Consider the following 13407-nt stretch of genomic DNA (forward strand, 5'->3'; position numbering starts at 1 on the left):
AGGTTGAAGCTCACAGGATCATCCCCGCGGATGCGGGGAGCACTCGGTCATGAGAGTGACCTCCAAGGGCGTCACGGGATCATCCCCGCGGATGCGGGGAGCACCATCGTGACATGTCCAGGTAGGTTCGTTTCGCAGGATCATCCCCGCGGATGCGGGGAGCACTCATGCTTTCTCCCTTGGCCCGAGTTCCCAGTGGGATCATCCCCGCGGATGCGGGGAGCACGGGTCGAACGGCATGTATCCGAACGTCCGCAGGGGATCATCCCCGCGGATGCGGGGAGCACACTTAGAAATCCTTGCAATCCCAACAATATAATAGACAAGATCTCTATTTTTTAATGAGTTTGCATTTCGAGCCCTCTCTATTCCCGTCTCAGCCGCTGCAATTCAAACCATCTACACTGAGCTCCTTAGCCATGCACTCACCCAGTAATCAGTGCTCAGCACTCATCGGTAAAGCTCGTTTGAAAAGTACACAAGTCCGGTTGCGCTCAGCTGGAGCGCGAGCGACGGAACCTTGCCGCACGTCTGTACTTGCTGGCATTGCTCCAACCAGTCCGACGGTATCGGTTTCCACCACCTGCGGATCTGCCATCGCCACCATCAGCAGGCTTCTCCATAAGAGCCAATCCCTCACAGTCTACGGGGTTCCAATCCGAGCGATGCACCTTGAAACTCAGATGCTGCTCATTGCGGGCGGAATAGACCATAATGGCCTTGCCGGTTCGGATTTGCCCTGTGATGCGTTCCCAAAGCCGGTCCCGGACCCTAGCGGTGACGTGGCCAACGAAAACTCCAGAGGCTATCTCTAGGAGCCATCGAGTCAAATCCCCGCGCAGACCCACCGGGCATGCCGTTAAAACGACGACCACCATCAGCTCATCTCCTCCTCTTCATCTGCATAGGATCTCCCGGCTGGGACGCCGCCGACCTTCTCATCCCAGAGCTCCAAGATCCCACCATCTTCATCGGAAGAGGAAGAAACAGGTGCCCCAAGCAGCCGTGGAATATCGCGAGCCATCCGTCGCATGAGCGAGAGGTCCTAGACGGCATCACGCATGGCATGCCGGGTAGCCGACCCGATGTCATCAGGTTGCTTTGCAGCAGTTTTAAAAGCTACAGGAATCGATATCTCGGCCTTGTACAGATCAGCCACGTCATAGACAAAGGAACGCTCATGGCCAACATGGACGAATCCCAAACCTGGCGAACATCCAAGCGCTACAATCACCGAGTGAGCGATACCGTACAAGCAGGTATGAGCAGCCGACAGGGCCTTGTTGATCTCGTTGCCGGCATCGAAATCCTCATGATCATAGGTTCGCTTATCCCAAGCTACGCCAGTCAGTTCCGACCAGTGACGGTAGACCTGCCGAACTCGGGCTCCTTCACGTCCGCGCAGCTGCTGCATGGTACAAGAGCTGACATCCTCGTTGAGGAAGCGCATCTGGTACATAGCCCTCGCGAGTGATAACGCAGTGCTCGAAATAAGCAAAGGAGAGCCTATCCTCGGCCCGCACCAGGTCACCCAATTCAGGAGGGGGACTGCCGGGAATCTCGGTTCTCCCGGCAGGCCCCATAGACTGATACATAAATCATCGGATCGGAGCCACCGTCAGCAGTCCGCATCCGAAACTCTTGGCCCTGCCGATGCCCTGCCGCAGGCAATGCTGGAAAGCTTGAGCATCGGTTACACGGAGCTGTCCATCAAATTGGGCCGTGATCAAGGTGACTTTGCTGTTCCCATGAGCGAACTGCTCCTTGCGGCGTTGGGAAACGACACAGGATAGTCCAGCCTCCTCTTCAGAGCTGCCTAGGAGGGCAAATCCGTTGCGCTCGCTGCATTTCTTCAGCCATGACAACTGTTTATCTATAGTGACATGGCCCATCACTTTGCCGACCACTGCAGGATTTGGCCGTTTGCCCATGTCCTTATAGACCTTTCTTGCAGGATTGGCCCGCAATCTGAAAGCCCACTCCTGCCCCTTGGCTATATGAGTGATCAAGGGCTCGTAATCCTTCACCTCCCACTCGGCTCGGGTAGGCCAGCCAGCCTGCTCAACGATGTGGGTAAAATCAGGCCGTTCTGGACTTACCACATACAACCAGGTCGAGTTTCCGTCACGGGAGAAATCCAATCTCCACAAGATACGTCCTTCATCGCTCTTACGAACAACACCCGGCGGGAAGGCATTCTCTACGGCGGCATGAAGCCTGTAAGGCGAGGAGATCAGTTGCCTGGCCGCAAACCGCGCGGTGTTTAGCGGTATTCTGGATATATACATGCCTGCCTCCTAAAAGAACGACATCGGATCATGATCCAGGACGGCTTCAGCACCTTTCTCGTCAGGATCCGGACCATCCGGGTTGGGAATCTTATAGCGATTGACTGTGCGGACCGCATACTTGCGAGCGGATCCGAAGCTCACCGGAATGTCGACCTGGGAAGAAATCACCCCGTTGCCTGCATCAGGGGCGCAGTCCTCATCGCAGACCACTTCCAGCTGACGGCCCTGATGGCGCTTTTTGTACCAATCAGCCGCTATCCATCGGTAAGTACGCAAAGCCTTATCTATACGCTCTTCTTGCACCAAACCAAGCGATACAGGGTAATCCGGTGGGCAGGCCCTGCGGCCCAAATACAAAGACCACCGAGGATGACGCAAGGCCTGGTCTAAACCTTCCAGAAGCGCAGAATCTGCACCAAGCGCCACTAGGAATTTTGCATCTGATAAGTAGTACCGATGAGTAACTAATCTGTTGCTCTTATTTTTCTTGGGTTTTTTCTTATACCTGAAGCTTCCGTCTTCCTCGCTCACTTCAATTTTGACAACATGATTATTGGCAGTTTGCTGTTTTTGCTCCGCAGTCTGCATATCATTAACCAACCTTCCCGGCTGATCGATGCGCACCCCAAAATGCAAACGTAACAAATCTTCGATTTCGTCGCCACGAAGCCGGCCTTGTGCTGAAGCTAGCAAACCAATTATGGCACTTTTTGTAGGCTCTGTACCGGTATGTCTAGTCTGGAAACGCGATGAGCTCCCCCACGATTGCAATGGCCCGGCCAGACGCAGTAACAACACGCTCATGGCTATCCTAACGACTCTGCTCGTGCTGTTTCAGCTCATTCTTCGTTTCAGCACCGACTTGATTGATCAAAGTCGTCAAACTAACCAAGTTCTCAGTCGACTCCAAATCCTCCGGTGAAACAATGGTGCTGGTAACCCAAGTATGTTTAGGCTTCTCATCATAAGCCTTTTCAATCCTATGCAACTCGTCAATCAGTCGGAGACAGGCTATCTGCGTTATTGATTTATCTTCGCTAGCTTTCACAGGCTTTTCAAAGGCTTCCACTGCATTGATAGGCTGATTGTCTCGGAATGCAACGATGCATGTCTCAGGCAGAGTCCTGTTACCGTATGAGTTCTGCTTACCAGTCGGCATCGATCGAATGAAGGCTTCCACAAAAACTGAGGCTGCCTTTGACGTAACTTCTATATTGCCAAGCTGTTCTCGCAATGCGGTAAGATTCACATTTGCGTAGCGATAAAGAGTAGATGAGTTGAATCCAACTGAATCCATCATGGCTGCTCCCGCGTTATCGTTTTCCGAGCAATCATCTTTCGCAGTGAAAAAGTCATACTCCGGCCTGATCGCATCCACGGAAATGGCATGGGCAACTTGAGCGCTGGCATCCGTATTCAAATCGGGAGCATCTGCCAGCATGCGACCGAACAAAGCGATATCCACCGCCTGTTCATTATGAAATATGTCCGCCATCTCCTTTTGCATATCAGTATCGAGTTTCTGCGTGGGTTTCTTGCCTTGATCCATCCATTCCAAAGCAAGTGCAGCCAATCGCTTTATTTCAGTATTGGCAAGGAAGACCAGGTAATCCGTAACCGGTTTGCCGCTTGCAGCACCAGCCCTCTTGGAGGGTTTGGTCTTTATACCGATAGCTTTCAATACCGCAGACGCGTATTTTGATGCCTTTTCTGCATCGCACTTAGGGCGTTGTTCTAGCATGGAGTCCACAATCAACTGAACAGCATTCATAGTCCGCTTCCCTATATGGTCTTTGCCCATACGCACACAAAATGTGTGCCGCATAGCCCTCTTCCAGGCCTGGCTAGAAACTCGAGAACGCAAAACACCTCCATACAAGGCTGCTTTAGGATTGCCGGTCTCGTCTCGATTAATGTTGCTCGGAGGAACATTCTGAATTGCATAGATATCCATGTACATGGCATCTTCTCCTTATTCTTGTTTTATCTATCAGCTTTGCCTTCAGCCCTTGATCTCTTATGTGAGAACATATAGTTGAACTGTATTTGTTATATGATGGCGATTATTCTTCTGAAGATCGGTCCTTAGCATTTGTCTGATTTACCTGAGCATTGAAATACTCACGAGCCCACCTATCAAAGGCCGAAGAACTGCTATTAGGAAATTGCAAATCATACAAATCGCGAGCGAAGCTGTTGTAGTCTAACGAAACACTCTGGCCCCGCATCATGCGTATCAATGAATATAAATGATGCCTAATATTGTCAAAATCAGGGAAATCCTCCATGGACTGCAATTGTTTGAGGATTGGGGTGACTTTCGACCCTAAGTCGTCTTGTTTCCCATCTATTTCAAAGCAGGCATGACCAAAACTATGCAAATTTTGCGGCCCAACATTGTTGGCCTGTTCGGACATGGCTCCGGTTGTATCCATACGGCCGGGCATCCATGCCATGGCTTCAGATTTTGATTGCTGATGCAGTGCATACACCTGCAGTGAAGTAGCGATGGCTCTGATTTCAGGTTTTATATAATAGTCGCTTTCATCGGTCGGATCACCCAAGGTCTCTCGCGGCCAATCACTGTATAAATCAATACCCACACTTAACCATCGCACCGCTCCAGTATCCAAGCCTTTCCTCAACAAAGCCATGCGGCCCCTAGCGTCGGAACTGGAACCAGAGATATATGCGGACTGCAGTCTTCTAATTTTCTGATTAACATACTTGCCTAATGCCCTCCTCCGATCACTGCGAGTCGGGACAGATGAAGCACTTCTGCTCGTATTCGATTGCATCATAATTAGCCCTCCGTATCTTTTTTGATGGTGCTATGCCTATCACTTGGAAGAGGCCCCAAATAAACATTCAATTTGTGTTTGAACCGCATGAAAAGAACAGCAGCTGACAAACTTACCGTTTTTTTCTTCCTGCGTTCACCTTCGGTCGTCTTCGACGAACTCCGGATATATTTCGAGGCAAACGAAGGGGCTGAAGCATTTTTGCGACATTCCCAACCTATTTCGATTAAATTACGATGTATTGCGTCATACCATTCTTGTCTGTAATCTTCAATATCCATCACCGGGGTGTAATCGCTGATCCGCTCACGGAATAAGGAATCCAGTGATTCATATGCTCGTTCTTTAACAGCCTCGGAAGCTATTTTGTATCTTTTTTGCTGAGACTTAGTCACCGAATCTTCATTGGCCTGATTTCCGGACGATTCTTCCAAACAACCAGCCATTTTTGCCAATGCATCGACTGACTTCTCAGTTTGCTCAACTGCGTTCACGATTACATCTACTGCTGCAGAGTCTAATCGGAACAATTGCACACTGGCATCAAGATAATCGTCAACTGAATCGACATAATTTGCTTGATATTGTCCATAGGTCATAGCTTGAGTGTGAATGCGGGCCAACTTGAGAACGCTACCAGAAGCATCATCGCCGAGACAACCATTCACCAGCAGGTATTCCAACCATTTAATGACCCCAGGGCGAGTATCCTCGCTTTCACCTGCACCGTTATTACCGGCACTAATCAATGGTTGCAACTGTCTCCATATAGCTTTGTCGGCTGTAAACGTTACTGGAACACGCGGTAAAGTCGGCAATTGTAACTCTTTGCGTTTTTTCTCAGTTCCATATCTCCAAGCTGACATAGGCTCCAGTGAATCCATGTTGTGTGCTTGTATGACATCACCGTAGCAACTGATGACTCCGATTACATTCCGTCCAGATTGGTCCGGTATCAAGCGAACTCGGCGAGATTGAAGCGTAAGCAAATCAACTATTCCGCTAAGATGATAATGATCATTCAAGTCGGGACCGGCAGGTTCTCTCTCCCAAGCCGGACGATCTTGAGGATTACCAAACCAGATATCTTCCCTTGTTCTCCTATATGGATTAAACAGGCACCAATTCAACATAAGTGTACGAAACAGGGAATCTTGCTCAAGGTAAACACAGCCTAAAGCTCCCAACCACCCTGTTTGAACCCTAGACTTAGGGGCGACTACTTTCCCACTCGTTACATGCGTCTCCCCTACTACCGGAGATTTGTTGCCCGCTATGTCAAATGCTTGAAAAAACAGCAGCCAGCGCGCCGCTTCCGCTGAAGACAGCTTTTTCAAATCGTTTCGATGACGCATAGAAAACACGAATTTATCAGCCTTGGGTACGTCACCCTCAAGCTCACCTACACTATCAAACTCTTTCTTAGCCGGGTATGATAATTCCGGTGTTTGATAAAAGGGATGTTTTGCGTCAAATAAATTGAAGCGATCATAGAATTGATTAAAATAATCCAGAATTATTTGCGTGTTAAAATGTCCTGCCTGCCACTCTCTTTTCCACAGTTTTCGAAGATCCGCTATATTAACTTCACCCGATCCAGGACCATAATTTCGGCCATAAGCTCGATACAGTATTGCCACAAGCAATCTCAGCAAAGGCAAATCCTGATTAGGCATATCATTCGCGAACTTCTTGATCTTATGAGCATTGACTAAAACATCACGAAGAGAAACCGCACTAGCACAACCGTCTGTATCAATGACGTTTATCCAAGGTTCTTCCAGGAGATTGTATTTGGGCCTTCCTTCTTCGGCCGCTTCACCGATATCGTGCATTGATGCATACCTCCTTTGACAAATTTCACCCATCTCTCAGCCAGCGCAACAACTGCGAACTTCAAAGGTTGACATAAGCTAGCTCCTTTCACCACTATCAACAGCCGCCGTGGTGAGCCCTTCTTCTCGAGAATATTCGATCTGAAAACCACCTATCGTCGTGGTGTACAACATTTTATCTGAACCATTTAGACTCACTTCTTTGAGAACCAATGGATGACATCCAAGTAACAAAGTTGAATCACACCAAGCATTAGTTAGGTCTCTTGCACGTTTATCTACTTCTACGAGTAAATCCCTAGCCTTTTCGCAAACGGATGGTGGAAGTCTGACTGCAGATTGCAGTATTAGTTGTGCCAGAAAACTGCTGGGTTCTTTGTCAGTAGGCACCGGAGACCCGCATGGAACATTCTCACTCCCCACCCAAGGCAATAGAGCAACACCATCGGCGCATTGACGTAAAAGAACCACCTCCACAGAATCCTTCATATCCCTAACAGCTCGTTGAGCTTCCTCATCAACCTGTGAATCTACAGTTTTGTTAAACAAATCCACCAGTGTCCTCGACTCATCATCAACAGCAAAAGCGGAATCTGTGATTAGATAGGCGTTAGCCTTATGAATCTCATCTTTTTCATTCTCAGCGCGACGCTTTACACCAAAGCAATACTTTTGTCGCCATTGCTGAGGTATTCGCCGTGCAACTCTTTTCTGTTCGTAGGCAGTCCGCACCAATGAGGCAATATCACCAGGAAGATTCAACTGACGGTGAGCACCATTCGCATACAAGCATAGCACAGCGAGGCCTTCGAGTAGAGAAGCAGGCTCATATACGCTATCCACACCGTCTGAGAATGTCGGTCCACCTGCGGCCCAGGAACCAATGCCTCGCAGATAACAGAAGGCCCTCTGCAGACCGGCTGGGCGGTCGCTCTCTTCTTCTCCACGATGATGTCGATGCAGACGGCCCATACGTTGCAGAAGAATATCAATGGGAGCCACATCAGTTACCATGAGGTCGAAGTCAATGTCCAAGGATTGTTCCAAGACCTGAGTGCCCACTACGACTAGTCTGCGTCGACGTCTGCCATTTGCCAGAGTCGCGTTCGGCCCCAATTCCTCCCGCAATCTCCGTTCGTTATCCATGCGATCCCGATCAATGAAGCGTGAATGCGTCAATCTAACTTCAGTTGGATCGAATACCTCTGCCAAGGCAGAAGCAGTTAGCTGAGCACGCCTCACAGTGTCACAGATCACGGCCGCACAACCGCCATCGGCTAGCCTCTCCTGTAGTAAGTTCGTCAGATGCTCAATATCGTCATCTATAACCTGGCAGTCAATGTCGACCGAACGGCCCGAAGGTCGCACCTTACAAGTTCGTCGATTTATCCCCGACGTATACGTGATGAGCGGATAGGCATCCATATCGGCCGAGTCGACTAATTTGCTAACTGCTAACTTCTGTCCATCGGAAATACGCGCGTTGGCAGCATCATCCTCATCGGCAACTACGGAATGGTGAAGCGTGCATCCATCCCGCTTTTGGAAACGACCCGATCCGTTGATCACAGACGCATAACCTTCCAGATAAGCGTCGACCAGCTCTTTACGCAGTGACGTAGGCAGTGTCGCCGATAGAAGAATGACCGGGGCATGGAACCCTCCCAGCCACTCCAGTGTTCGCTTGAGGTACTCACGCATGTATGTGTCGTAGGCGTGGCATTCATCGATAATCACGACTTTGTTAGCTAGAGCCAGTTGACGTAGACTTACATGCTTCATTTCTAGTGCTGCCATAAGGACCTGGTCTACGGTGCAAATCAGGAAATTTGCCAGAACGCCTTTCTTCCTCCCATGGAACCAATCATTCACTACCGCCTCAGGGTAAGTAGGCCGATATGGAGTTCGGTGAGCAGCAGAAGTAGAAACCTGTGGGTTGTCATCGTCAAAAATTGATGAGGTAGCAGTGCTTGCAGCTGAAGTCCCCATCGACATAAATTCTTTATTGAGAGCTGCCTTGCTATGCCTGAGCGAAGTGGATTTTTCAGAACGACCCGCAGGCTGCGGTAAGTGGTCAATCCAGCTCTTACAGCGTGAGAACATGGCATCGGTGGTGGCCATAGTAGGCAGAGCTACACATACACCTCCTCTGCCAGTCCGTTCAGCCAAGATTTCCGCACAGGCCAATGCAGCCTCGGTCTTTCCCTCGCCCATGGGAGCCTCAATGACCATGATTCCGGGTTGAGAAGTCGTTTCCGCCAGACGTACAGCCTGCTCCTGCACTGGCCGCGGATGAGCACCGGGCGGCAGCTCGAATCTAGACGCGAACCGCTCTTCGACGCCGATCTGGTCATGAACTGGCTCCCACTTCGGTGTCAGTTTGAGATTTCGCCAACCTCGCTCCTGTCGAGCCTGCAAACCAGCCTTGGTACGCACTGAATTAGCCAACTCCTGGGCCTGCGCATCATCGTTTCGGGGATTAAGTGGAACCAAGGGGAACAGGTCATCTTTGCAGTTGCTGGCAATCCAGTCGGCCATGATGACCAACCCCTCAAGCACAGACTCAGCATAGATTTTTAATCTATGTCCAGCCAATCTGGCGAAGTCGTCGTCGGTTAGTCCGCACTGATTCGCGATGAACTTGATCAATTCGCGCTGAACTGTCACCCAGTCCTCGTAACCTTTGGCAACTCCTATTCGCACATCCTCATCGGACTTGCGCAGAGCCACCAGCTTGGGAGGTTGACCATGGTGACCCCCGACGACACAGGCGTAGGATCTGGCCACGGCCTGATCCCAATGCTGAACCTTGGTCAAATACGACTCCAAAATCCGTTGGCCTGCTATGGAGTGGGTTGGTCTATTCAGTTCTGTCAGGGGGCGCTTTGGAAATTTCAGCCCCGCCTGCTGGGGTTTCTGCTGTAACGAGAGACCTCGCATACCCGATGCATGCGTCAGGGGCTTGCTCTGAAAAACCGGAGTCGCCTTGCCGATATCATGAACACCGGTGATAAACATACTGGCCTTACGCGCCAGTTCAGGATCACCGATATCACGAATGATGATCTCCTTGGTGCCAGAAGGCACCCATTCAAGCCAGAGACGTTCAGCGACCGCCGCAGAGTCACTCAGATGAACGAACAGCTGTAACCAAAAACTATTATCCTGCCGGTTCGTCTTACCCCAAAGCGACATAGCCTTGACGCTCAAGCCCAAATCCGAAGGTATCAATTCAATCAACGCCCCCGCCGTTTATGTTTCAGTGACCTCGTCCATCGAGATACATCATTGAAGTACCAGTTCAAGTTTACAACCATAAACAAGCGGAGTCCTTAGGGACATATTGTTTTAGATCATCACCCTACAAGTTATATGCTGTCCTTCTATTTAGGAGATACTTGAAGCCAGCGTGAGTGGATAGGATTGTCCTTAAGTTTGCGGACAGCAACGAACTTAAAGGGCTGCTGCTTCTTTATTTGCATTGTGCATATAGAAATACCATTCTCGCCTTTGAGATGAACGCGGATCGAAAAGGTTGTTTAGTAGATCAAACAGCCACTGTGACAAAAAATGTCATTATCACATTTGAAATAGAAGGTGTATGGAAGTATATTTCTCAGCCACGATGCTGAATAGCCTAACCGTCATAGTAGGGAACAGCGACTTCACCAAGATCATGGCTTTATGCATTGATCGCTTCCGCTTAACCGCTCGTCGGATTCACCGATACATAATTCAATACAGACTCCAGTCACTAGCCTCGGATTCAAACGCACCTGCACAGAAGCACGACAGCCGAAGCAACCGGTCCGTCATGACTGAGAGCGATGTGCCAGCACAACTGCATTTGATCGAACTGACCACCGGTTAGAGGCAAGGAATCATAAAGCCTGGATTCCACGGAGGACTCTAGGTTGACACTCGGCCGTCCTCGACCGTCATCCAGAATCTCCACACCGCTCCAAGGAAAATCATTCAAACCATAGGGTGATGGCTCAGATCCCAACGCCTGCGACCAGGCCTTGAGCACCGACTCCTTGCCGGCCCAGCGCACGGCCAAGTGCGCCGCTGTGTCGTCATGCTTGAGCAGGGCCCGCTGCTCGGCCTGCCGCCGCTCCCTTGGTGAGAACAAGCTTGTCATGCGCGTGCCCGGCATAGCCAGCTGCCGACCGAACTTCTCCAGATCGACCAGATCATGTCCCAACCCCAGCACTTGTCCAAACCCGGCATCATCCATAGGCCCGAGTATGCCCCCCATCGGCTCCTGCTGCAAATCATCCGATCAGAACTCGAAGACTCCGCAACGTCCCAACTGCGTCAGTAGCAGGAGTCACAACGCTGGCATAACGCTGTTGACCCGCCTGGCAACCGCCACTATCCAACAGTCCTCGATGTGTACCCTATCGTGTACCCATTTAGCCCGTAAATTGCCGATTACTGGGGAAAATCTCACTCAGTCAGGCTCGACCCTGCCCACTTCAAGAGGTTAGGAAACCCGCCAAGAATGTCGGAATACCAACGATTACCGTGGAGCGGGCGACGGGAATCGAACCCGCGTAATCAGTTTGGAAGACTGAGGCTCTACCATTGAGCTACGCCCGCAAAGCCGTTGGCTCGGTACAGAGCATAGCACATGGGCCGGTCGGAACATGCAGTACCTCGAACATCGCCCGGTTGAACTTGGCAATAAACGTACGTATACATCACTGGGGAGAACCCCCTCGGTGGCATGGAAACCGGCGCTGATTACCCCTCCCCTGCGAATAACCATGAAGATTCGTACAGAAATTCTGATCCCTTGGCGGCTGGACTAGTCCCAGGCGGTTCATCCACCTTGAACAAGAGATCGCGCCATCGCCAGTATCGCTTCTCTGCGTATCCATGGATCAATCCCCTGGATCCAAGGAACACCTTACCCGTACCAGCGACTGCCTGAGTACTACGGGATCATCCATGCTCACGCGGTGACCACTCCTTATCGAATGATATGCATGGAAAGAATAAACGTTCTGCACGGAACTTGGCTGACAGATTTCTGCAAGATTATCCATCTTTACAGAGCAATGAGAATCACACGGATAACGTGCTGCCATCCGATGTTAGAGAACGAAAATCAGAGGTAATTGGCATTGACAAATTCGCCACGCACAGCAGCCTTATTTTTCGAGAATGGGAATTCCGCTATGTCCGAACATCGATCACAAAAGTTGAAATCATGCTGGCGATAACAGTATGAGCATCAATTCTTCTGATAGCATTTACAGCAACATCAGTAAATATCTATTACGCGGTTCTCAAAAACGAGAACGGCGGGAAACAAGCAGTTGGCCACAGTTGGGAAAGGAACTATAGCCAAACATAATTGACGAGAAGTTAGCCAGGTTCTTCTGCTTTGACTAACGAAGAGATGAAATTTGTTTGCAGATAAGGTCAGATGCTAGCTTGCTGATGCGGAGCTACACCATAACCTATGCAACGACTTGTTCTGCTTTAGCGTCGACGATTTGACCCTACCTATTTTGACAGTCTTGCATCTTGCAGCTCCTTCTTAAGAAAGGGAATGGAATGATATCGGTGATTAAACATTGTCTGTCAGCATGTTCGGATGACCTCAAAAACAATTGGGACAAGCCTGATTACATGAAGCAACTCGCTGGGGCTACGATATTCGGGTTGTGCGGTGTCGCTTTCGGTGTCGCGATGTTCCTTGTATTTCCTTAGACATGAACGATAACTTGCTGCAATATGGCTATGCCCGCGAGCGCAGTGAGCACCGATAAGTGCGGTTCCTGAGCGGAAACGCTAGGTCAGTGCCAGTTACCCTTATTCACTGGCTGACGCTTCCTATGAGGGACACTTATCCGTGCGGCGTCAATAATTAGTGAGAGCTGGGCGACAACATCGCGCACACGCGGGGTTTGCCTGCCTTTGTTCCGAATAATAAAACGGTACTCCTTACAAATCACTCCATGCAGCATAGGTGCCTTCCATTCCCAGGACCTGGCTGCAGGCATAAGGACTCATGTCCAGAAGACAAATCCGAATAGACCACTAGAAACAGGCAATCCCCTCAATGCAGTCAATCGCTTTACCGCCGCAATTCCTTTTCCCTGCAAGTGGTGTGTCCGCTGAGATGCTCCTTGAGCAGAAGCAGAGAACCTGACTGATACGAAACGGCGATGACACTTGGGATGTCACCCCAACCCCCGCATACATCCAATTATGGTGACAGTGGCCATCCGCTAATCGTTCAATTGATCGACCGATCCGGCGGCATCAACAACCAGCGACTCCCCCTGACTGTAGGCGTCCTGCCCACAGCTGAAGGGGAAAATATCGGCGTGGCTATGATAATCGGGCTTCTTGCCATGAGTATTATGGCAGCAAACCTCAGCAGTAGGAATTCCATTACAGCGATCACGAGCACTAAAACTTCGCACGAGTAAGAGGCCGGACACTCCCCCAAGACGAGTTCGGCCA

Annotated in this window: 9 protein-coding genes, 1 tRNA gene and 1 CRISPR repeat array (1 of these 11 running past the window's edge); all 10 genes read right to left on the minus strand. The window is 50.2% G+C overall.

Annotated features, from left to right (window positions below; translation table 11 throughout):
* Positions 1 to 287: direct repeats of the CRISPR family, unit length 28 nt; unit sequence GGATCATCCCCGCGGATGCGGGGAGCAC (it extends 1222 nt beyond the left edge of the window).
* Positions 288 to 494: 207 nt separating this feature from the next.
* The gene (gene cas2e, locus LPC22_RS02625) at positions 495 to 878 is read right to left on the minus strand and encodes a type I-E CRISPR-associated endoribonuclease Cas2e (protein WP_121915056.1); all 384 of its coding nucleotides are present in this window, start codon (positions 876 to 878) and stop codon (positions 495 to 497) included.
* A 167-nt stretch (positions 879 to 1045) separates the two neighbouring features.
* On the minus strand, positions 1046 to 1459 hold the full coding sequence (gene cas1 / locus LPC22_RS02630) for a CRISPR-associated endonuclease Cas1 (protein ID WP_229131900.1): 414 nt from the start codon (positions 1457 to 1459) through the stop codon (positions 1046 to 1048).
* A 139-nt stretch (positions 1460 to 1598) separates the two neighbouring features.
* Entirely contained in the window at positions 1599 to 2288 is a 690-nt protein-coding gene (cas6e, locus tag LPC22_RS02635; protein ID WP_121915055.1) for a type I-E CRISPR-associated protein Cas6/Cse3/CasE, read from the minus strand.
* Between the two features lie 9 nt (positions 2289 to 2297).
* Complete coding sequence (gene cas5e / locus LPC22_RS02640) at positions 2298 to 3095, minus strand: type I-E CRISPR-associated protein Cas5/CasD (RefSeq protein WP_121915054.1); 798 nt, start codon at positions 3093 to 3095, stop codon at positions 2298 to 2300.
* 7 nt (positions 3096 to 3102) lie between these two features.
* On the minus strand, positions 3103 to 4251 hold the full coding sequence (gene cas7e / locus LPC22_RS02645) for a type I-E CRISPR-associated protein Cas7/Cse4/CasC (protein WP_121915053.1): 1149 nt from the start codon (positions 4249 to 4251) through the stop codon (positions 3103 to 3105).
* Between the two features lie 103 nt (positions 4252 to 4354).
* On the minus strand, positions 4355 to 4945 hold the full coding sequence (casB, locus tag LPC22_RS02650; RefSeq protein ID WP_229131901.1) for a type I-E CRISPR-associated protein Cse2/CasB: 591 nt from the start codon (positions 4943 to 4945) through the stop codon (positions 4355 to 4357).
* A 149-nt stretch (positions 4946 to 5094) separates the two neighbouring features.
* Complete coding sequence (casA, locus tag LPC22_RS02655) at positions 5095 to 6927, minus strand: type I-E CRISPR-associated protein Cse1/CasA (protein ID WP_183129817.1); 1833 nt, start codon at positions 6925 to 6927, stop codon at positions 5095 to 5097.
* A 78-nt stretch (positions 6928 to 7005) separates the two neighbouring features.
* Positions 7006 to 10167, minus strand: coding sequence for a CRISPR-associated helicase Cas3' (gene cas3 / locus LPC22_RS02660; protein WP_147437949.1), 3162 nt, complete (start codon positions 10165 to 10167; stop codon positions 7006 to 7008).
* A gap of 526 nt (positions 10168 to 10693) precedes the next feature.
* On the minus strand, positions 10694 to 11164 hold the full coding sequence (locus LPC22_RS02665) for a holo-ACP synthase (RefSeq protein ID WP_183129825.1): 471 nt from the start codon (positions 11162 to 11164) through the stop codon (positions 10694 to 10696).
* Positions 11165 to 11455: 291 nt separating this feature from the next.
* Positions 11456 to 11529, minus strand: a tRNA-Gly gene (locus tag LPC22_RS02670).
* Between the last annotated feature and the right edge of the window lie 1878 nt (positions 11530 to 13407).

The sequence above is a fragment of the Bifidobacterium mizhiense genome (assembly GCF_020884755.1).
Lineage (GTDB): Bacteria > Actinomycetota > Actinomycetes > Actinomycetales > Bifidobacteriaceae > Bombiscardovia > Bombiscardovia mizhiensis.